Annotated in this window: 25 protein-coding genes; 8 read left to right on the forward strand and 17 right to left on the reverse strand. The window is 34.8% G+C overall.

All coding sequences use genetic code 11. From position 1 onward, the window contains the following. Window positions 1-234: 234 nt before the first annotated feature. From PSU83_RS02760 to PSU83_RS02780, 5 genes are all read right to left on the reverse strand, one after another. Complete coding sequence (locus PSU83_RS02760) at window positions 235-1,002, reverse strand: dienelactone hydrolase family protein (RefSeq protein ID WP_300586455.1); 768 nt, start codon at window positions 1,000-1,002, stop codon at window positions 235-237. Between the two features lie 107 nt (window positions 1,003-1,109). Beyond that, entirely contained in the window at window positions 1,110-1,628 is a 519-nt protein-coding gene (locus PSU83_RS02765; RefSeq protein ID WP_300586457.1) for a hypothetical protein, read from the reverse strand. Between the two features lie 170 nt (window positions 1,629-1,798). Beyond that, a complete protein-coding gene (locus tag PSU83_RS02770; protein ID WP_300586460.1) occupies window positions 1,799-3,022 on the reverse strand; it encodes a porin in 1,224 nt (407 codons plus the stop codon). A 134-nt stretch (window positions 3,023-3,156) separates the two neighbouring features. Further along, entirely contained in the window at window positions 3,157-4,512 is a 1,356-nt protein-coding gene (locus PSU83_RS02775) for an inorganic phosphate transporter (RefSeq protein ID WP_300586462.1), read from the reverse strand. 74 nt (window positions 4,513-4,586) lie between these two features. After that, on the reverse strand, window positions 4,587-5,228 hold the full coding sequence (locus PSU83_RS02780) for a DUF47 family protein (protein ID WP_300586464.1): 642 nt from the start codon (window positions 5,226-5,228) through the stop codon (window positions 4,587-4,589). A gap of 339 nt (window positions 5,229-5,567) precedes the next feature. Here PSU83_RS02780 and PSU83_RS02785 point away from each other — a divergent pair, with 339 nt between their 5' ends. Further along, entirely contained in the window at window positions 5,568-7,196 is a 1,629-nt protein-coding gene (locus PSU83_RS02785) for a carboxyl transferase domain-containing protein (protein WP_300586466.1), read from the forward strand. Between the two features lie 71 nt (window positions 7,197-7,267). Here PSU83_RS02785 and PSU83_RS02790 read toward each other — a convergent pair whose 3' ends face one another. Then, the gene (locus PSU83_RS02790) at window positions 7,268-8,191 is read right to left on the reverse strand and encodes a LysR family transcriptional regulator (RefSeq protein WP_300586468.1); all 924 of its coding nucleotides are present in this window, start codon (window positions 8,189-8,191) and stop codon (window positions 7,268-7,270) included. 92 nt (window positions 8,192-8,283) lie between these two features. Here PSU83_RS02790 and PSU83_RS02795 point away from each other — a divergent pair, with 92 nt between their 5' ends. The 6 genes from PSU83_RS02795 to PSU83_RS02820 all read left to right on the forward strand — a co-directional run bounded on the left by PSU83_RS02795 (window position 8,284) and on the right by PSU83_RS02820 (window position 13,015). Then, window positions 8,284-9,720: an NADP-dependent isocitrate dehydrogenase gene (locus PSU83_RS02795; protein ID WP_300586470.1), complete on the forward strand. Its 1,437-nt coding sequence runs from the start codon at window positions 8,284-8,286 to the stop codon at window positions 9,718-9,720. Window positions 9,721-9,728: 8 nt separating this feature from the next. Next, window positions 9,729-9,896, forward strand: a complete 168-nt coding sequence (locus PSU83_RS02800) for a hypothetical protein (protein ID WP_300586472.1) — start codon at window positions 9,729-9,731, stop codon at window positions 9,894-9,896. Then, window positions 9,896-10,189: a hypothetical protein gene (locus tag PSU83_RS02805; RefSeq protein WP_300586473.1), complete on the forward strand. Its 294-nt coding sequence runs from the start codon at window positions 9,896-9,898 to the stop codon at window positions 10,187-10,189. The genes PSU83_RS02800 and PSU83_RS02805 overlap by 1 nt, the downstream gene beginning before the upstream one ends. Then, the gene (locus PSU83_RS02810) at window positions 10,182-11,015 is read left to right on the forward strand and encodes a DUF6671 family protein (RefSeq protein ID WP_300586475.1); all 834 of its coding nucleotides are present in this window, start codon (window positions 10,182-10,184) and stop codon (window positions 11,013-11,015) included. Before PSU83_RS02805 ends, PSU83_RS02810 begins: the two co-directional genes overlap by 8 nt. 5 nt (window positions 11,016-11,020) lie before the next feature. Then, on the forward strand, window positions 11,021-11,980 hold the full coding sequence (locus tag PSU83_RS02815; protein WP_300586477.1) for an L-threonylcarbamoyladenylate synthase: 960 nt from the start codon (window positions 11,021-11,023) through the stop codon (window positions 11,978-11,980). A gap of 72 nt (window positions 11,981-12,052) precedes the next feature. Then, a complete protein-coding gene (locus PSU83_RS02820) occupies window positions 12,053-13,015 on the forward strand; it encodes a sodium-dependent bicarbonate transport family permease (RefSeq protein WP_300586479.1) in 963 nt (320 codons plus the stop codon). Window positions 13,016-13,183: 168 nt separating this feature from the next. Here the strand turns inward: PSU83_RS02820 and PSU83_RS02825 are convergent, their stop codons facing one another. From PSU83_RS02825 to PSU83_RS02855, 7 genes are all read right to left on the reverse strand, one after another. Continuing rightward, the gene (locus tag PSU83_RS02825; protein WP_300586481.1) at window positions 13,184-13,426 is read right to left on the reverse strand and encodes a hypothetical protein; all 243 of its coding nucleotides are present in this window, start codon (window positions 13,424-13,426) and stop codon (window positions 13,184-13,186) included. Window positions 13,427-13,584: 158 nt separating this feature from the next. Continuing rightward, window positions 13,585-13,920: a hypothetical protein gene (locus tag PSU83_RS02830; protein ID WP_300586483.1), complete on the reverse strand. Its 336-nt coding sequence runs from the start codon at window positions 13,918-13,920 to the stop codon at window positions 13,585-13,587. Window positions 13,921-13,931: 11 nt separating this feature from the next. Next, window positions 13,932-14,279: a phage holin family protein gene (locus PSU83_RS02835; RefSeq protein WP_300586485.1), complete on the reverse strand. Its 348-nt coding sequence runs from the start codon at window positions 14,277-14,279 to the stop codon at window positions 13,932-13,934. A 34-nt stretch (window positions 14,280-14,313) separates the two neighbouring features. Next, entirely contained in the window at window positions 14,314-14,640 is a 327-nt protein-coding gene (locus tag PSU83_RS02840) for a YtxH domain-containing protein (RefSeq protein ID WP_300586488.1), read from the reverse strand. 36 nt (window positions 14,641-14,676) lie between these two features. Further along, complete coding sequence (locus PSU83_RS02845; RefSeq protein WP_300586490.1) at window positions 14,677-15,336, reverse strand: porin family protein; 660 nt, start codon at window positions 15,334-15,336, stop codon at window positions 14,677-14,679. 45 nt (window positions 15,337-15,381) lie between these two features. Beyond that, complete coding sequence (locus PSU83_RS02850; RefSeq protein WP_300586492.1) at window positions 15,382-15,537, reverse strand: lmo0937 family membrane protein; 156 nt, start codon at window positions 15,535-15,537, stop codon at window positions 15,382-15,384. Beyond that, window positions 15,530-15,784 carry a hypothetical protein gene (locus PSU83_RS02855; protein ID WP_300586494.1) on the reverse strand — a complete coding sequence of 85 codons (255 nt, stop codon included), beginning with the start codon at window positions 15,782-15,784 and terminating at the stop codon, window positions 15,530-15,532. The genes PSU83_RS02850 and PSU83_RS02855 overlap by 8 nt, the downstream gene beginning before the upstream one ends. A 306-nt stretch (window positions 15,785-16,090) precedes the next feature. Here PSU83_RS02855 and PSU83_RS02860 point away from each other — a divergent pair, with 306 nt between their 5' ends. Beyond that, entirely contained in the window at window positions 16,091-16,444 is a 354-nt protein-coding gene (locus PSU83_RS02860) for a hypothetical protein (RefSeq protein WP_300586495.1), read from the forward strand. A gap of 77 nt (window positions 16,445-16,521) precedes the next feature. On the opposite strand, the gene PSU83_RS02865 is transcribed toward PSU83_RS02860, so the two are convergent. The 4 genes from PSU83_RS02865 to PSU83_RS02880 form a co-directional block, all read right to left on the reverse strand. After that, window positions 16,522-19,536, reverse strand: coding sequence for a glycoside hydrolase family 3 N-terminal domain-containing protein (locus tag PSU83_RS02865; protein ID WP_300586496.1), 3,015 nt, complete (start codon window positions 19,534-19,536; stop codon window positions 16,522-16,524). Window positions 19,537-19,548: 12 nt separating this feature from the next. Next, a complete protein-coding gene (locus tag PSU83_RS02870; RefSeq protein ID WP_300586498.1) occupies window positions 19,549-20,031 on the reverse strand; it encodes an ABC transporter ATPase in 483 nt (160 codons plus the stop codon). A gap of 40 nt (window positions 20,032-20,071) precedes the next feature. Further along, window positions 20,072-20,863: a (Fe-S)-binding protein gene (locus PSU83_RS02875; RefSeq protein WP_300586500.1), complete on the reverse strand. Its 792-nt coding sequence runs from the start codon at window positions 20,861-20,863 to the stop codon at window positions 20,072-20,074. A 78-nt stretch (window positions 20,864-20,941) separates the two neighbouring features. After that, window positions 20,942-21,388: a phosphoheptose isomerase gene (locus PSU83_RS02880; protein ID WP_300586502.1), complete on the reverse strand. Its 447-nt coding sequence runs from the start codon at window positions 21,386-21,388 to the stop codon at window positions 20,942-20,944. Window positions 21,389-21,516: the final 128 nt, after the last annotated feature.

Below are 21,516 nucleotides of genomic sequence, written 5' to 3' on the forward strand. Positions count from 1 at the left end.
AATAGATAAATAATAAAAAAGTCCTATATTAGTTTTTATCGGACATTAATGATTTAAAATTTATAATTCATAATTTAAAATAACAACGTATATTTGCATCGAGGATTCCGAAAGGAAGTTACACCTCACCGCAATAGTCGACCGCTCCAGGTCGGCTTTTGTACTTTTATAAAGAAACGAAAGCCCAAAATAGTCAACTGTTTTGGGCTTTCGTTTTAAAATTGTTAAAGCAATTTACAAAACTTCTTTTAGGAAATCAAGCAAAGCTTGAAACGAACGCTTATCTGCTTTTTCGTTGTAGGCTGCCCCTTTGGAATTATCGTTTCCAGCACCTTTTTCGGTGAACGCGTGTACAGCATTTGCATAATAGGTCATTTGCCAGTCAGCTTTGGCTGTACGCATTTCGTTTTGGAATTTTTCTATCTCTTCTTTTGACTCGTATGGATCATCAGCTCCGTGTAGCACCAGCACTTTTGGATTAATCGCCTCTATTGTTCTGGCATCATCACGACCTAAACCACCGTGAAAGGATACAACTCCTTTGAATTTCATGTTGGCTCTCGCTGCTTCCACTGCACCTGTTCCCCCAAAGCAATATCCAATTACCACAATATCATCAGGATTTGCGCCTTGCTTTACCAATTGGTCTAATGCTAATTGAATTCTGGTTTGGTATTCTTTGATATTCTTTTTGTAATAACCCGCTTTGGCACCAGCCTCTTTTGGTCCATTCGGACGTTGATCAATTCCGTAAATATCTGCGACAAAGGTTTGGTAACCCAACGCTGCTAATTCACTAGCAACGTCTTTTTCGTGCTCTTTAATTCCCATCCACGCTGGAAGAATTAACACTCCAGGATTGTTTTTCAATCCTTTAGAGGGTTTAACACCAACACCACTCAACACTTGATTTCCATCTTTGTATTCCACGGCTTTGGATTGTGCATTTACAGAAGACACTATAAAAATCGCCGCTATTAAAAACCCGAAGTTACTTTTCATATTATTTGATTTTTTAACTTTAGTAAAAGTACTCAACACTAACCGAAAACAGTTGTTAAGAATATAATAAAAAAAGCACCCAGTAATTGGATGCTTTAGTTAACTGCTTATTTTTTCTTTTTAGAATTTGACTTCTTTTTAGATTTTGCTTTAGTTTTCTTCTTTGCTTTTTCTTTAGCCTTTTTCTTTTTAGCCTTTTCTTTCTTTTTAGCCTTTTCTTTCTTCTCTTTCTCTTTTTGTTTTTCTTTCTTAGCTTTCTCTTTTTTCTTAGCTTTTTCTTTTTTCTCTTTTTCCTTGGCTTTTGATTTTGCCTTCTTAGCTTTCTCTTTGTCTGAATCTTTCATAGTTTCTAGTGTTTCCTGATTTGTACTTGTTTCTTTCTCAACTGCTGTTGGTTTAGCAACTACAACTGCTGTTTTACTAACCGCTGATTTTCTTGTTACTGGAGCCTTTTTTACTACTGGAGTTTTTGCTACTGGTGTTGTTTTAGTAGCTAAAGTTCTCCTTACAGAAGTTTTTGCTGCTGGTTTAACTGACGCAGCAGTTGTAGTAACTTCAGTTGGTGTAACAGAATTCTCTACAGCTTTTGCGGGCTTACTATTCTCTGGTGCTGTTTTATCTATCATACTATTTTTGTTTGTTTAAATTTTATGTTAATCAAATGTAAATTTAACGTTAACAAAAATACAGTATAAACACATTCGCCAATGTTAAGTTTTAGTTTTAAGCTAAAACTTAACATTGAAAAATTACAAACAATTAAAAATCAGATGATTAACTATTTATAGATGAATAGTTAAATTCCGATTTCAACTTGAAAACGCAAATACCAGTTATTTTTTGAAGTACCATTTGCAAAATCTAAGGTATCAAAAGTCAGTTCGCTTTGTAGTTTGAAAGAGTGTTCCCAAATGTATTTTGTAATACCAACACTATATTCTTTAGTGTTTGGAGCCAATGCTCTAATATCATTTCCGACTTTCTGAATGGAATATCTTCCAATAAACTCATAATTTGTTCGTGTACTATAACTTAGCTGATAATCGAATCCGTTACCAACAAATGCATAATTACTTTGGGTTAAATCAGCTGGATTGAAGGTAACAGCATTTTCATTGGTTGTTCTAGACATATAACTCATCATTGCTGCCCAACCACTGTATTTAAACATTGCATCTAACATAACAGATTTCATTGTTCTTCTTTCAAATAAATCATTTCCAAGCTGACCTTGTGTTCGCTGTGCGTGATTGTTTTGCTGGAATGCACCAGAAAGCAACAATTTAGGTTTTTTTTCTCTTAGAATATCACCTTCAAAGTAAGTTCCATCTTTGGTAAATGCTCCAAAAGGCAACAATTCTACTTTACCAGTCACGGCAATTCCATCGTCTGCTTTTCCAGTTTGGTTACGCCCTTCTCCACCGCTAATCGCTGTTTTGAAATTGTATGAGAATGCATCTTTATACTCGTTTAGATGATGAATCTGAAACCCAAAATCCCTATCGATAGTAAATTTGGCATTATTTATCGTTCGGTCTGTCAATTGTAATCCTCCCGAAGAGTTTACCCGTTGGCGGTTGCCAGGTAATTTCGTCTGTCCAAAACTGATGTTCCAATTTTTATTAGGTCTATAAAACACGACCGCATCCCGAATAATATTTATATTTTCTCCATCCTTTATCTCGCCAACATCTCCCGGAGCAAAAGACAATTGTACCGCATAAAGAAACTTGGGATTTCCAACATATCCATCAAAACGCAATCTTAAACGACGCACTTGTCCGTCATAAGCTCCGTTCTCTCCATCTTGTTTCAAGTAAGTAACTCGATTCTGCATTCGGAAACGGATATTTAATTGGAACAAACTGTCCGGCGAAGTCATTCCGATTCCTTTTCCAAAGCTATAATATGGCAAGGCTGATAATTTAATATCATTGTCGTTTTTGGTTGGTTCAATTGACACTTGAGAATGCATCGAAATTGATAGAAGCAAAGTACATAGGAGTGCAACTTTTTTCATATTAAAACTATTGATTAGTTTTTAGTCTTTAAATTTCCAATAAATTGATATTTAAGAAACGATTTCTTAACAAATTAAAATTATTTATAAAAAAAGCCAACCTAACGGTCAGCTTAATCATTATGATATACTTTTTAGATAACCATTTTAAGTACGTGATATACTAAACCTGCTATTAGAGCCGAAATCGGAATGGTTAAAACCCAAGCCCATAACAGCTTCACAGTAACTCCCCATCGAACGGCGGAAACTCTTTTGGTCACTCCTACTCCAATAATAGAACCTGTAATAGTATGTGTAGTTGATACTGGAATTTTAAAATGTTCCGTAATAAACAACGTTAAAGCGCCAGCTGACTCAGCGACAACACCTTCGAAAGCGGTTACTTTTGTGATTTTAGAACCCATCGTTTTTACGATCTTCCAGCCACCGCTCAAAGTTCCTAAAGCGATAACAGTATAACAAGTTAAAGGAATCCATGAAGGCATTACTCCTTCTATTTTTACTCCGTTTTTCTCGGACGGCAGTACAACATTTAAATCCAACCACCCCAAAGACATATTCGCATTTGGATGGGTATTTAAATACACTGCTACTGCCGCGGCAATAATACCCATTACTTTTTGAGAGTCGTTTCCACCATGACCTAAACTGAAAGCTGCTGAAGATAGCAACTGCATTCTTTTCAATACTTTTTCGGCTGTAGCTGTTGGAAAACTACTGAATACCAAGTTGAATATTGCAATACTATAAAAAATCAATGCAACCAAGCTCCATTTGATGTTTGCTGGTTCACAAATTACGCTCCACAGATGGCTTTCAAATCGAGGTTTCTTGATGTCTTCATATCCAATTAAAACAGACCATAAAAACAATCCTACTATTAGCATTAAAACACCGGTTAGTATTTTTGGATAAATAGATTTTTTTGAAGAATACATCAGCCAAAGTGATACAAAATAGGAAAGCAACATTCCTAATAATGGCGCTAAAACGATAAATGCGATGATAATGGAAACTCCCGAAGGCAGACTACCATCCTCTCCTGGCTTGTACCAATTTACAATGTTATACCAATGTTTAGATATTTGAACGCCATCTTCAACAATGAAATAATCAGAAAAGCCGTGAAGTGAAATTGCGTGGGCAATAGCTGCTCCAGCAAAACCACCAATTAAGGTATGCGAAGAGGAGGAAGGAATTCCTTTCCACCATGTGATCAGATTCCAAATAATGGCTGCAATAACACCTGCTAAAATCACTGTTAAGTTGATACTATCTGTTTTTGCTGTTTTCGCTACGGTATCGGCTACACCAAACCCGAAGACCCAATATGCTAAGAAGTTAAAGAACGCTGCCCAAAGTACGGCCTGAAATGGTGTTAGTACCTTTGTAGCAACTATAGTAGCAATTGAATTTGCTGCATCGTGAAAACCATTGATGTAATCGAATACTAAGGCAAGAATTATAATTACAATTAATAAAGTCATAAGAGTAGTGTTCAGTGTTCAGTTTCTAGCGCATAGCATTTAAATGCTACCAGTCGCAACTGTATTGCTATAATTTAAGAATGTTTAACTGAAATTTGTTCCATTACGTTAGAAACACTTTTACATTTATCAGAGGCCATTTCTAGTGCAGAAAGAACTTCTTTATATTTGATAACGTTTTTAGCATCGGTTTCATTTTCGAAAATATCGGCTACAGCTTTATCAAAAACGGAATCCGCTTTGCTCTCCAATTTGTTGATTTTTTTGCACGTTTCTTTGATGGCTTTGTGATTCATCTCTTTCAATTCCTTAATGCCGACACCAATTAACTGACAAGCTTCCAAATTGATTTCCGTTAACTTACGAATAGATTTTGTAATTTTTTCTACCTGATACAAACGCATTCTACTCGCTGCGCCATGCATATTATCAGCAACATTATCAATAGCTTTTATCAACGCATGAATGTCTTCGCGGTCAAAAGGCGTAATAAAGTTTCTGCTTAATTCTAAGTGTGTTTTATGTGTGATTTCTTCAATAACAGCTTCAAGTTCTTCTATTTTTCTAAACAATTCTTCTCTCTCCATTTTCGGAGCATTTACAGCTTCGTGTAAGGTATCGGCTAAAATGATTAAATTGGCAGCCGCTTGTTCAAATAATGGAAAAAACTTTTTGTCCTTTGGAACTAAGAACTGGAATAGGTTATTAAGAGTCATTTTCGTTTCTTTTTAATGGTGCAAATGTATTGTTCTAATGTTAAGTGAATATTATTTAATACTATTTTTATATAAATCAAACTTTACAATTTGTTAACATTGCGTTTCGGCTTTATTCAGCAATTTCAGGAGCGCAAATCCCCTGTTTTCTAGAGCTAACGTCCCGCTGTCCGCGCTACACGGTAGCCAGCTCCCATCGGGGCTATCGAGCACTTTTTGCGTTATTAAGGAAACATAAATCAATAGCTGTTTGTCATTCGCAATCCTATATTTAATTTCAAATTTCAAAAACGTTTTCGTAATTTAGCCCGCAACTAAACGCGCTACAAATATACTATCATGGATATCAACTTCAATAAAAACGAAGATCATAACAAACTTTTACTTACCGATTTAAAACAACATTTTGCCAAAGTTAGAGTTGGTGGCGGTGAAAAACGTATCGAAAAATTACATGCTGAAGGTAAAATGACCGCTCGAGAACGGATCGATTACTTGCTAGATCCCAAAGGTAAAAGTATTGAAATTGGGGCTTTTGTGGGTGATGGAATGTATGCCGAACACGGCGGTTGTCCGTCTGGCGGTGTAGTTGTAAAAATGGGATACATCAAAGGAAAACAGTGTATTGTTGTTGCCAATGATGCTACTGTAAAAGCGGGCGCTTGGTTTCCGATTACCGCCAAAAAGAATTTACGTGCACAAGAAATCGCGATGGAAAATCGGTTACCCATAATTTATTTAGTGGATTCTGCCGGAGTTTATCTTCCGATGCAAGATGAAATTTTTCCCGATAAAGAACATTTCGGACGCATATTTCGGAACAATGCTATCATGAGCAGCATGGGGATTACCCAAATTGCAGCGGTTATGGGAAGTTGCGTAGCCGGAGGTGCTTATCTTCCTATTATGAGCGATGAAGCTATGATTGTAGATAAAACTGGAAGCATTTTCCTTGCTGGAAGTTATTTGGTGAAAGCGGCGATTGGCGAAAATATTGATAACGAAACCTTAGGCGGAGCGACAACACATTGCGAAATATCGGGTGTTACTGATTATAAAGCCAAAGATGATAAAGATGCTTTGGACCGAATTAAAAGTATCGTCGGTAAAATTGGAGATTATGAAAAAGCAGGCTTTAATAGAGAAACGCCGCAAAAACCCGCTTTAGACGAAAAAGATATTTACGGAATTATTCCAAAATTGCGCACCGAACAATACGATATGATGGAAGTCATCAAGCGTTTGGTAGACAATTCAGAAATGGATATGTATAAACCCGATTACGGAAAATCAATAATTACTTGTTATGCACGAATTGACGGCTGGGCAGTTGGAATTATAGCCAATCAACGAATTGTATCCAAAACCAAAAAAGGGGAAATCCAATTTGGTGGTGTAATTTATTCAGATTCTGCCGATAAGGCGACACGTTTTATTGCCAATTGCAATCAAAAGAAAATTCCGCTACTTTTCGTTCAGGATGTTACCGGATTTATGGTTGGATCTAAATCAGAACATGGTGGAATTATTAAAGATGGTGCCAAAATGGTGAATGCCGTTGCGAATTCGGTTGTTCCGAAATTCACTGTTATTGTTGGAAACTCTTATGGTGCTGGAAACTATGCCATGTGTGGAAAAGCATACGATCCTCGATTAATATTTGCTTGGCCAAGTGCAGAATTGGCTGTTATGGGCGGCACGCAAGCGGCAAAAGTATTGGCACAAATTGAAGCGGCTTCCCTTAAAAAAAACGGACAAGCAGTAGATGAAAAAACAGAACAAGAATTATTTGATAAAATAAAAGCAAGATACGATTCGCAGGTTTCGCCGTATTATGCAGCAGCAAGATTGTGGACCGACGCTATTATTGATCCGTTAGAAACTAGAACTTGGATATCAATGGGAATCGAGGCTGCTAACCACGCGCCTATTGAAAAGAAATTTAATTTGGGCGTTATCCAAGTATAATTTGTATTCCGTTAAATGAATAAAAAATTGAAGAGTAATTTGCGCTAGCTTATTGGTAAAAAATCTATGATCTAATACTGCTCGTACCAAGTAAATTTATCTTGAACGATATGGCCAATTTCTTTTTTTAAATACTCTAAATAGGCTGCGGCAATAGGTGTGTGTTTTTTTCCTTTTAACCAAACTAATCGCCAAGTGGTTATGATAGGTAATCCCTTGATGGGTATAATTTGTAATTCATTATTTTGCAATTCATTTTTAATTCCAATTAAAGGCATAATAGAATACCCTAACCCTGCTAGCATTGCCTGTTTAACTGCTTCATTTGATGAGAGTTCTATTTTTTTTACCGCTGAAATAGAATTATTTTTTATAAAATTTTCCATAGCTTGAAGTGTGCCAGATCCCTTCTCCCTAAAAATTAAGGGTAAATTTTCAACTATTTCTTTAATCGGAATTCCTTTTTTAAATTCTAATTTTTTGTTTCCCACCAAGTACAGTTTATTTTGAAGTAAATCTAATTTCTCTACGTTAAGAGCTGGAGGCAATATGGAAATCAAAGCAAAATCAACATCATTAATTTCTAGACTTTCCAAAACCTTGTTCTTATTAGTAACATCCATCAGTAACTCGATGCCCTTATACTCATTCATAAAATCGGAGAGAAAATAGGGCATTACATATTTCCCAGTAGAAACAACCGAAATTTTTAGTCTTCCACTTAATTGACCTTTAAAAGCCATCGTTTTATAATTAATGGCATAGACTTCGTTCAAAATTTTTTCAGCAGCTTCGGCAATTTCCATTCCAAAATTGGTCACATAAAGTTGGCGTCCAACAACCTCTGTTAGTGGAATTTCAAATTGATTTTGTAAATTTTTTAACTGAATAGAAACAGCAGGTTGCGTTAAATGCAATTCTTCGGCAGCTTTAGTAATACTCTTTTTTTGCGTGATTTTTAAGAATACTTGTAACTGATGCAAAGTGTAATTCATAAATTTTATTTATATATATCATCACAAATATAAATAAAAATATATGAAATATAATTGAGAATTTTGTCCCATCAAATTTTAAATAAAAAAAAATGACACGAATTACAGTAGCAAAAGGTGACGGAATTGGTCCAGAAATAATGGATGCAACACTTGATATCCTTAAAGCGGCAGGTGCACAAATTGAAATTGACGAAATTGAAGTCGGTGAAAAAGTTTATCTATCCGGAAATACTTCTGGTATTGCATCTGAATCTTGGGACATCATCCGTCGGAATAAAATTTTTCTAAAAGCACCTATTACAACTCCTCAAGGTGGTGGCTATAAGAGTTTGAACGTTACTACACGAAAATTTTTAGGACTGTATTCTAATGTTAGACCTTGTATCAGTTTACATCCTTTTGTAGAGACTAAACATCCTAAAATGGATATTGTAATTATTCGAGAAAATGAAGAGGATTTATATGCCGGAATTGAACATCAGCAAACCGATGAAGTAGTTCAATGTTTAAAAATAATTAGCCGTCCTGGTTGTGAAAAAATTGTGAGATACGCTTTTGAATACGCAAAAGTGTATGGTAGAAAGAAAGTTACTTGCTTTACAAAAGACAATATTATGAAGCAAACAGACGGTTTGTTCCACCAAGTTTTTGATGAAATTGCCTTAGAATATCCAGAAATAGAAAACGAACATTGGATTATTGATATCGGAGCGGCAAAAATGGCGGACACACCAGAAATTTTTGATGTGATTGTTACACTTAATCTTTATGGAGATGTATTGTCTGATATTGCAGCGCAAATAGCTGGATCGGTAGGATTAGCTGGATCGGCAAATATTGGAGAAGAATGTGCCATGTTCGAGGCAATTCACGGTTCAGCCCCAAGACGTGCCGGACAAAATTTGGCGAATCCATCGGGATTATTAGAAGGTGCTGTGATGATGCTAAATCATATTGGTCAGACTGAAATAGCTGAAAAAATACAAAATGCATGGTTGAAAACAATTGAAGATGGAATCCACACCTATGATATTTATAAAGAAGGTATTAGCAAAGAAAAAGTGGGGACTAAAGAATTCTCAAAAGCAGTAATTGCCAATCTTGGCAAAAGTCCTGAATTACTAAAAAAAGTGTCTTACAGTAAGGATGCTGTTTTAAATCTACCAAAATATGTTAAAAAACCTGCCGCTGTAAAAGAATTAGTCGGTGTAGATTTATTTGTGCATTGGAATGGCACAGACCCTAATGAATTAGCAAGTTTAGTTCAGAGTATTAATACTGAAAACAAACATTTAACGATGATCACCAATCGTGGAATTAAAGTTTGGCCAGAAGGTTTTGAAGAAACATTTTGCACAGATCATTGGCGTTGTAGATTTAAACCAACTCATGGTAAATTAATGTACAAAAACCATATCATTACTTTATTAAATCGAGCTTTAGAAGCGAAAATTGATGTAATAAAAACGGAGAATTTATACGAGTTTGATGGTAAATCTGGATATTCCTTAGGACAAGGTCAATAGTTTAAAAAATGAAAAAAGAACAAATAGCAACCCATTTAGTCCTTGTATTAGTACTATCAACAGTAGCAATAATAGCTTTATCAGTGAGCGAAAAAATTAATAGCAATCTAATCGCATCATTTATAATTATTACTGGTGCATTAACTCATCATCAATATTCTAAAGTAAAAAGGTAATGATAAACTCCCAAACATTTAAACTAATCGATGGCGATTTTTCAGCGGAAGAGAGCCTTGAAATTATACGTAATGTATTCTCAAGTAAAATCCAATTTCATCAAATGAAAAATTTCAGTTCGCAAGAACGCTTTGGATATGATGATAAAACTGCTATGATACGAATTCCACAACTTAAAAAAAGTTTAGATGAAATCATAAAATTGATTGAGTCTACCGAAATGAAGGGACCACAATTTGAAATAAAGTCAGACGTGGTGATTCGTTTTACACGCCCATCTGAACATGTTTAGAGAGCGAACTTTGTTGATTGCGACCCAGCATGAAAAAGAACAAGTGATTGCGCCTATTTTAGAGAAAGAACTTGGTGTAAAATGTCTCGTTGCGTCAAACTTTGACACCGATTCATTAGGAACATTTTCTGGAGAAGTTGAAAGAAAAGATGACCCTATTACAACCGCAAGAAACAAATGCCTTCTTGCAATGGAACTTACGAATTGCGATATGGCCCTTGCCAGCGAAGGTTCTTTTGGTCCTCATCCGTCAATTTTTTTCGCACATGCCGATGATGAGTTTTTAATTTTTATCGACAAGAAAAACGATCTAGAGATTATTATTCGCGAATTAAGTACCGACACCAATTTTAATGCAACCGAACTTAAATCTGAAAAAGAATTGCGTGATTTTGCAACTACAGCATTATTCCCTTCACACGGCTTAATACTTAGAAAACATAAAGACGATTATTCCAAAATTAAAAAAGGTATTACGGATTGGGACTCATTGATTGACGCCTATCATGAAGTTAACACAAATGGAGAAGTTTTTGTTGAAACGGATATGCGCGCAATGTATAATCCGACTCGTATGAACGTTATTCAAAAGGCTACCCAAAAATTGGCAGACAAAATCAACTCCCTTTGTCCGCAGTGCTCTTCACCAGGTTTTGGAATTACAGATGCTAAACCAGGTTTACCTTGCGAATGGTGCGGTTTTCCAACCCGTTCAACCCTAAGTTATATTTATACCTGTTTGAAATGCAATTTCAAAAAAGAAGAAAAATATCCACATAAAAAAAATAAAGAAGATCCCATGCACTGCGATAGGTGTAATCCATAAAGAAAATGATTAGTAATAATATAGATTTAGCAGCAAGAATTTTAAAAGATGAAGGTATTATTGGTTTTCCTACTGAAACTGTTTATGGTTTAGCGGGCAATATTTTTAGCGATAAAGCCATAAAAGAAATATATACTATAAAACAGCGGCCATTTTACAATCCGTTAATAGTACATATAAAAAGTATGGAAGATTTGAAAACTATTGCAGTAGATATTCCTCCAATGGCACTAAAATTAGCTAAAAGTTTTTGGCCAGGCCCATTAACATTATTGCTTAAAAAAAATGCTTCAGTACCTGATTTAATTACTGCGGGCAAACCAACAGTGGCTGTGAGAATACCCAATCATCCAACAGCATTAGCGCTTCTAAACCTACTTGATTTTCCGCTGGCAGCTCCAAGTGCGAATCCCTTCGGAATGATAAGTCCAACAAAAGCGGAACATGTAGCAGAATATTTTCAGGATAATATTGAAATGGTTTTAGACGGAGGTGCATGCCAAACAGGTATTGAGTCTACTATTATCGGATTTAATCAAAATGAAGTTGTTGTTTATCGATTAGGAGGCATTTCAATTGAGGAAATTAAAACTATTGCTGGTGACGTTACATTATTTACTAAAAATGATACTGCGCCCGAGGCACCTGGTATGCTCTCAAAACATTATGCACCAGCGACTCCTTTAATTTTCACAGAAAACATTGAAAAATTTATCCCTCAATTTAAAAATAAAAGAGTAGGACTATTGCTATTTAGTACCGCTATAGTTAACGTGCCAAACGATTGCATCCAAATGATAGTATCTCCTAATGAAAATTTAAAGGAAGCTGCAGCACGACTCTATGATACACTTCACCAATTAGACAAAATGAATTTGGAAGTAATCATTGCAGAAAAATTTCCAGATACCGAATTAGGGCGGGTGATTAATGATAAACTAACGAGAGCATCATTAAACAAATAACGATTTAAATTTGGGGCATAAATTGAATCCTTTTCCTAAACGAAATACAATTGACAACAAACAATTTTATTTATGAATTATAACTTACTTATTGAAAATTTAACTAATCCTGCATTACTATTTTTTGTGTTGGGTATAATAGCTGTTTATTTAAAAAGTGATTTAGAAATTCCACCTAATTCGTCAAAATTTATTTCGCTATATCTTTTGTTTGCCATCGGATTTAAAGGCGGTCAAGAATTATCTCATGAGAACTTTACAAGCGAAATTGGATGGTCTGTATTGTTTGGAATGTTAATTTCATTGCTAATTCCGCTTTACACATTCTTTCTCTTGAAAAGAAAATTGAATGTCTTTGATGCTGGGGCAATAGCTGCAGCTTATGGCTCGGTAAGTGCAGTGACGTTTGTAACCGCCGTTTCTTTTCTAGAATACCAACAATTAACAATTCATGGTCATATGGTTGCTCTTATGGCTTTGATGGAATCTCCTGCCATTATAATGGGACTTTTACTAATTTCAGTATTTAATAAAGAGCAAAGCAAAAATATAAGTAAACGTAGCGCCATAAAACATTCTTTTACCAATGGCAGTGTCTTACTAATTTTGGGAAGTTTAATTATAGGCTATTTAGCAAGTGACAAGCAAGCCGAAGGAATCAAGCCTTTCACCAACGATTTATTTAAAGGATTTTTGGCAATCTTTTTATTAGATATGGGGATCAGCAGCGGTAAAAAACTGAAGGCATTCTTTTCATTCGGATGGTTTCCCTTCATTTTTGCAATCGTAATTCCTTTGTTTAACGGTTGTCTTATTGCGATCCTAAGTTCGTATGTTACCAACGACATCACCAATCGATTTATGTTTGCAATTTTGGCTGCCAGTGCCTCATACATTGCCGTTCCTGCTGCTATGAAAATATCTGTACCCAAAGCAAATCCTGGACTTTTCCTGCCCATGGCGCTTGCGGTAACCTTTCCTGTTAACATCACTATTGGTATGCCGTTGTATTTTCTTATTGTTCAAAACACGTAAGTAAGTGTAACAATCGGATATTCCAAATTTGAAAGCTACCTATTATAATAGCGGCTTTGCAATTCCAATAAAAACAACAGTAATATGTAATGTTTAACACTACCAGATACAGAATTATTTGGGTCTTATAGTGTAAAGGACATTCAGTAGCATCACTAAAGCGAGCGATTACTTTTCATTGCTACTGTTGTCGTGTTTACGATTAAATCCGTTCTTTCTTAAATTCATTCCATACGTGTAGTTGGTAGAAAGTATCACATCGTTGCAATCAAAATGTTTTACTACACCGTCTTTTTGCAATGCCACAACCCAACAGGTATTTTGATGCATTCCGTAATCTATAATAAAAATTGCTTGACCTGTTCCGAGTGGCGTTTCAACAAGAATTGATGGTTTTAATTGAAGTATCATCTTAGTTATATTTTGTGTTTTAAATTTACGACAGCATAGAAATTAATGACTTATATAATTTTTAAAAAATATTATATATAAAAAACACACTCTGTATAGAGTGTGTTTTTGTATGAATTCAAGAATTTCAATAAAATGCAACCTTAAAAAAGTTGCTCTTAAATTTTTGAAATTATTTTGCCAATGAATGAGTTTGAAACTTTTTCGGCCAACATCGAACCTAAAAATCCTTTTATACTACTATTACTTCCTAAAATTTTTTCAATTAAAAAGTTAGTTCCCATGGTTGTGCCAATCGTAAGTAAGTTTTTCTTAGTATCCTTATCCGAAGCAATGTGCGCAACAGATTCTTTAATAATTGATCCAATAGTTATTGAACTTTTCAAATCAATAAATTGCTCACTGATTTTCGCCTCTTGTTCGGCTTTAATTATTTTAAGCGCCGCAATTCTATCCATTAAGTCTTGATCGCATGATATAACTTTAGTTTCCATAGATAAGTATTTTACAATTCTTTAGCCATTTTTCTTTTGATAAAGTTGTTGCAAACTCTATCTTCGATCAATTTCTTTCTATTGAAGAAGAATAGTATTGCTACAAGCAGATAAAATCCACCAACAACTGCAAAACCAATATTATCGATACCAATCAAATCAGTTAAATAAAAAGCAGCGTATACACTTCCGAATATTATAAATAAAAATAAAAGAATTCCAAAAATAAGCATACCAATAAGAGCTGAAATAACATCAGATGTATGATCAATAACTTGTAGTTTAACGAGCTCGTAATTAGTTTCTATATACTCTTTTACGCTGTCTGTTAAAAGATCTATTTTTTCGTTTAATTGCATACCAATAAGAATAAAGGTTTATACTATTGTTAATTTATGATTTTGCAGCATTCACTACATCATCCACTTTATGGTTTAAATTACTTTTTGCATCAGCATATTTATCAGTAAAAGCATCTTTAGCATTTGACACATTATCTTCAATAAACTTTTCTGCTTTACCAACTTGATGCTTTAAAGAATCTACTTGATTCTGAAATTTATTCTTCATTTTTTTTGACATTTTCTTTGCGTTTTCTGCAATTTCTTGTCTTGTTTCAGAACCTTTCTTTGGTGCAAATAAGACTCCTAATGCTGCTCCTGCAGCTGCTCCTAATACTAATGCCCCTATTACCTTAAATGTGTCGTTTGAATTTTTCATTTTGTTTTAATTTAAATATTATACTTTATTTTATTTTTAGAATTTATAACCTAGAGTCAATTGGTACCAATAATTTTTGTACCTCGGTGTATCTGAAGTTCCGTCGCCATTGTTGGTTTTTAAATCCCAACCAGCACGAGCTCCCACAACTAATTTGTCAATATTAATGTCAACTCCACCCACAAAAGCGAAAGTATTTTTTCTAATATTGTCATTATTAAATGCCTCTTCTTGAGATGCATTACCAACAGCGCTAGTAAATTCATTTTTCTCACTCAATAAGTAAGAAAATTGAGGTCCTGCCAATATCGAAATATATTCTACTGGACGAATAGCAACAAAAATGGGTACATCTAAATAATCTGTTGTACGTGTGTAACTGTAAGAACTACCAAGTAAAGTTCCTTTACCTTTAAATCCTTTTTGGGAGTACAAAACCTCAGGCTGAATTGCAAATAATTTCCCTAATGGCAATGTAACAAATCCACCGGCTACGAATCCCAGTTTACCGTCAGCTACAAAGTCTTCACCTTCGCTATCATAAACGTTAGAATAATTAGCACCTAATTTGGCGCCTAAAATAAAATTACTTCTTGTATCAGTATCACTTGTTGTTCGAGCTTCTATTGTAGACTGAGCGTTTGCACCACTTATCATTGCCATGGCTGCTAAAATTGTAAAAATTGACTTTTTCATTATTTTGTATTTTGTTAAGTAAAGATTTGAGTTTGGAAAGCGACCTTATATTGGATCTTTCCCTTTAATAACTCTAAATAGAACGGCAATTATGGCGATTACTAAAAGAATGTGAATGATGTTTCCCATGCCTCCAATAAAAAAACCAAGTGCCCATAAAATTATTAGAATTACTGCGACGGTGTAAAGTAAATTACTCATGATAGTTTATTTTTAAGTTATTAATGAATTTATTTGTGATTGTGTTTTCTATTATTTGAATGACTTCTGATTTTGTTTTCTTGAGCTTTCTCTGTAATCGTTCAAGCAAATCGTTTTCACTTCCTTTCTCAAATTTTAAGTCTGATGGAATCAACTGTGGAAAACGCCTTCGAAGCAATTTGGATTTTTTTTCCCATTCGACCCAAATATTGGGTGGTACCGGTTCTTTGTTTTTAAATGTGTTCATAGACGAATTAATTTATTGTTTTTGATATTACAAAGTTCTCCAAATTTCACTCCTACTGCATTACATTATTATCCTGATTATTTATAGTTATCCCATATTCCTACTAATTCACCTAAAAGACCACACTAAATAATAAATAATTTTAACCCTAATTTCAAAACTTGATAGGATATAGTATAATTAGAATGCTAGATTTCAATTAGTTAATTATAATTTAAATTTGCCTGTGTTAGATCTTAACGATAAATATGGAATTTCTTCTTTTGTATTAAATTCCAATAAATGTATCTTTAAATAAAAATAATTATGAGACTAAATTCAAGAATTCACGGTGCAATCGATTATGGTGTAGTTATGTTTTTATTAATATCACCTGTATACTTTGGTTTGGCAACGGTGACTTCTACATGTACTTACATTTTAGGAATTGTTCATTTTTTTTTAACTCTCTTTACCAAATTTGAATTGGGTATAGTTAAAATCATTCCTTTTAAAATTCATGGCATGATCGAACTGGGAGTTGCAATCATTTTGGTAGGATTAGGTTTTTATTTAGGAAAACTTGAAGGAGATTTGTCTAAATATTATTACTTATCATTTGCAATAGCTGTTTTCGCTACTTGGCTTATTACGGATTATAATAATACTGCTAAACAATGAATTAATAATATCAGTTTAAAATAAATCAGGAACTCTTTTACTACGCAGTCAAATACCATCTCACAGTCGAAACGAAATCAAAATTTCTTTTCAATAATTGCGTCTTGAATAACTTTTTGAATGTCTTCACGGATATTAGCCTTCGAAAGTTTATTCGGCAAATTTGAATCCGGGTACGTTCTGTTTGATAAGAAAATATAAACTAAATCGGTTGCCGGATCTGCCCAAGCAATAGTTCCAGTAAAACCAGTATGACCAAAGCTCGACATTGATACGCAGCCACAAGTTGGACCCGCTCCCGCGATTTGGGGTTTGTCGAAACCTAATCCGCGGCGATTGCCTTCGCCATAAAACCAACTCGTGTTGAACGTCTTAAAAGTATCCTCTGAAAAATACTGAATACCTCCATAATTTCCTTCTTGAAGATACATTTGCATCATCTTGGCAATATCCATCGCATTCGAGAAAATTCCGGCGTGCCCGCCCACTCCATCTTCCATTGCAGCTTCCATATCGTGAACATAGCCTTGAATTATACCATGACGAAAATAAGTGTCAATTTCTGTTGGAGCAATTATAGTTTTATCGAATTTCTTTAAAGGATTGAAGGTAGTATTGTTCATCCCCAATGTTTTATAGAAATTGTTGGAAGCCAATTCGTCCAAAGGTTTACCTAATATTTTCTCTAGATATTGTTTCAGAATAATGAACGTAAAATCGCTGTAACGGTATTCTTTTTTATCAATTAATGGACTATTGATAATTTGTTTCATAATAGTATCATGATAATCATCCCGCAAAAACAAACTATCAGAAACGCGTTTTGTAAATCCTTCGCTGTACACCATTTTATAGTATTTATCTAATGGTACCTTAGCCGAATCCAACGTTGCTTTATAAAACGGAATCCAAGCTTGCATTCTTCCATAATGTGAAAGTAGCTCTTTGAATGTCATTTGCTGTTTGTTCGAATTTTTAAAAATTGGTAACATCTCACCTAAAGTGGTTTGAAGTGTAACCTTCTTTTGGTCATACACCTTCATAACATTGGGTAAAGTCGCTACTATTTTAGTCAAGGACGCTACATCATATAAATCGGAGTTTTTGATTTTCACGTTACCTTCATAGGTTTGCTTTCCAAAAGATTTTTGGTAGATAACTTTCCCCTTTCGAGCAACAAGAATTTGCATTCCGGGTGCCATTTTCTCATCTATTGCTTTATTGGCGTATGTTTCAATTTCCTTCAGTTTTTCAGAACTCATTCCTACTCGTTCGGGAGTTGAAAAACCTAAACGATTTAGTGGTATTGTAGCCAAACCAAATCCTGCTTTATAGGTTTCATTAATAGAAACCGGTAAAGTACCTTTCGCTTCTATCGCTCCAAAAAGCAATTCGGCTGAAACTTCCTGTGCTACATTTCCATTTTGATACGAAACTACAACCGCGTCAATGGCATCAAAATTCATTATTTGCGATAATACATAAGGCTTGGCAAAACAATCAATGATCAGTTTTTTAGCCGCGGCCACTTTGTTTATAATTTGTAACTCATTATCCGTAAACGCTGGCACTTTCCACCAGCTCTTATCTGATTTATGGTATCCGATAATTACCGTTTCGTAATCTTTTAATTTCACCATTAAAGAGTCTGGATTGGTGTCTGCTATTTCGGTAACATCGGTGTACTTTTTTAGTGTAGTTACGAAGGAATTATTTGTATCATCACCCAATTTTACATAGGCAATTTTTTGATTTAGGTCTTTTATTGGAAGTAATTGATCCTCATTTTTAACTACAGTAATCGCATTTTCATACATCTCATAATCCAAATCATTATTTGAAATTGGATTAAGATCATGGTACAAATTGATTGGTTCCACCGGTTTATAGTTGTTCAAACCTGCTTTGAACTTATAACGCAAAATCTTTTTAACCGATTCGGCTAAACGTGATTCAGAAATCAAACTATCTTGGAAGGCCACGCAAATTTTTTCTACAGCAAGCGGAACGTCTTCTGCAAAAAGTAAAATATCATTACCTGCCATAAAGGCTTCCAAATCGATATCGCCAGGTTTTCTGAAATTGCTTGCGCCCTTCATATTGAGGGCATCTGTAAATATTAATCCATCAAAACCCAATTCACCTTTAAGCATATTTGTAACAACGTTGTAGGAAACCGAAGTTGGATATCCTTCTCTTGGTTCCAAACTGGGCACATTCAAATGCGCAACCATTACAGAAACCAAACCTTCGTCAAACATTCTTTTGTACGGATACAATTCAATTTTTTCAATATGTTCCAAAGAGGCATTTACAAGTGGAAGCGTGCTGTGTGAATCGGTTTCCGTATCGCCATGACCTGGAAAGTGTTTTCCTGTTGAAAATAGTCCTTGACTTTGAACTCCATTCATTAACGCCATAGCATGAACTGTTACGTTCACTTTGTTTTCCCCAAAAGAACGGTACCCAATAATTGGATTTTTCGGATTAGTATTTATATCCAATACAGGAGAAAAATTAAAATGGATGCCCATTCGTTTGCTTTCTTTAGCCATACTGACACCTACTTTTTCAATCAATTTTAGATCTTTAATAGCACCTAAAGTCATGTTGAACGGATATCGAAACGTAGAATCAATTCGCATATTCAAACCCCATTCAGCGTCAATTCCGATGAACAAAGGAACTTTAGCAAGCGCTTGAAATTTATTGGTTAATAGCGCCTGACGCATTGGTCCGCCTTGAAAAAAGATTAAGCCACCAACTTTATTTTCGGTAACCAATCTTTCAACATCGGCTATATGTGCGGCATCTTTATTAGAATAAGTAGCAATCATAAATAATTGTCCAACTTTTTCGTCAAATGACATTTGATTGTAAATGCTATCGACCCAATTCGTTTCGGCTTCAGTTTCGGGGAAAAAATTTTTTCTGTCGGATTTTAAGTGCGGTTGGTATATTTCTTCATCAAGGGCTACTCCAGCTTTAGACAAAGCTAGCGGTGCTTTTTTACTGACTTTGGTAGACGAGCAATTCGTAACCAAAAACAACAGCGCTGTTAGCAAACCGATTCTGAAGAAAAAAAATTTCATAAAATTCAGCAATTAAAAGAAACGACTGTGCCAGCTTTCACTCGCAGGGACTTCCCAGTTTTCGTTAAATTCTTCGATAGTATTTACTAAATTGTTGAATACAATTGTATTTTCGGTAACCGCTTTTTCTTTGGCCATACGTTTGAAATCAAGTAAAGATTTATGCGCAATATGTTCTCCATTTTTGAAGGTTACATTCATTTTATCTAATAAATCTACTTGGTATTTTTGCTCTAAGCTTTGGATGAAACCTACAGAAGAATCAATAGAACAACCCGTTGCCTGCTGTACGTCTTGATTTACAGCTAGAACAATAAAACGATTGTATTTTAAAAGATAAGAAGCTTCTAAACCAGATCCGTGTGCCGACCAATTTTCGATGAATGTTTTTAAATCACTTTCGATTTCAGTCATTTCGTCATCTGAAAATTTTCTGTTGGATTGGTAGATCCAAATTTTAGCTTCTTCGGGTAAATTTTCAAAAGGAACGTACATTTGATATTGGATTTTTGATATTAGATATTAGATTTATAAATTATAAATCTTGTGCATTTGCAATTAGTTCAGCGATATCCATTACTTTAATGTCGCCTTCTTTTTCTTTGGCTTTTACGCCATCGGTCATCATCGTGTTACAGAATGGACAACCTGCGGCAATAATTTCTGGCATGGTTTCTAAAGCTTCTTCGGTTCGCTCTATATTTATTTCTTTATTTCCAGGTTCGGCATCTTTGAACATTTGTGCTCCACCAGCGCCGCAACATAAACCATTCGCTTTAGAACGTTTCATTTCCACCAATTCGGCGTCTAATTTTTCAATTAATTCTCTTGGCGCTTCGTAAACATTATTAGCACGACCCAAATAACAAGGATCGTGAAATGTAATTCTCTTTCCTTTGAATTGTCCGCCTTCTATGGTTAATCTTCCTGTATCTAACAAAGATTTTAAGAATTGAGTGTGATGAATGACTTCATATGTTCCACCTAATTCTGGATATTCATTTTTCAGTGTATTAAAACAATGCGGACAAGCAGTCACGATTTTTTTAGCTTCGTACCCATTCAGAACTTCGATATTCATCATGGCTTGCATTTGAAACAAAAACTCATTTCCTGCACGTTTGGCCGGATCTCCAGTACAACTTTCTTCCGTTCCTAAAACAGCAAACTCGACATTTGCACGATTTAAAATACGCACGAATGCTTTGGTGATTTTTTTTGCTCTGTCATCAAAACTACCCGCACAACCAACCCAAAATAAAACTTCTGGCTGTTTGCCTTGAGCCAACATTTCTGCCATTGTAGGCACGTTTAACACTTCTGACATTTTTTATTGTTTATGTGGTTATCTGGTTATCTGGTTATTTGGTCATTTCAAATAACCAAATCAACAAATAACCGAATGTTATTCATGTTGACCATCGTCAAAAACTTCGATGGTGACTTCTTTTTCAATTAAATCAGTAAACTTTCCTCTGTAACGAGTCGCTTTCACCAAATGATTGTCAATCCAGTGGTAGTTTCCTCCACGTGGTTTTCCGAATACGATTCCGTGGTATTTGAATCCGTGTTTTTTTAACCAGATTTCAGTATATTCTCTGTGTGCTTCTGTTCGTGAAGTAAAGAAGAATATAATGTGTCCTTCGTCGTACCATTTATTCAAGGTTACCAATGCGTCGGGATAAAGTTCAGCCGTGAGCATTCGTTCCGGTTCTTCATTTGGAATATCGTCGCATACCGTTCCGTCAATATCAATTAAATAATTTTTAACACCTTCTGGTAATATCGGACTTAAATGCTGTCCGTTTTCTGTTACTACTTGCAAGTTTTTGTCAATGTCTTCCGCTTTCATTTTTTTAATTTAATTATTTCTCATTCATTAGACAAATTCCCAAGTCTCACATTTATGGTGATTTGTATTTATAGTTTATTTATTTATTTCTGATCAATCAAAATCCTATTTAGATACGATGAATCAAA

Source organism: Flavobacterium sp. (genome assembly GCF_029945805.1).
GTDB lineage: Bacteria > Bacteroidota > Bacteroidia > Flavobacteriales > Flavobacteriaceae > Flavobacterium.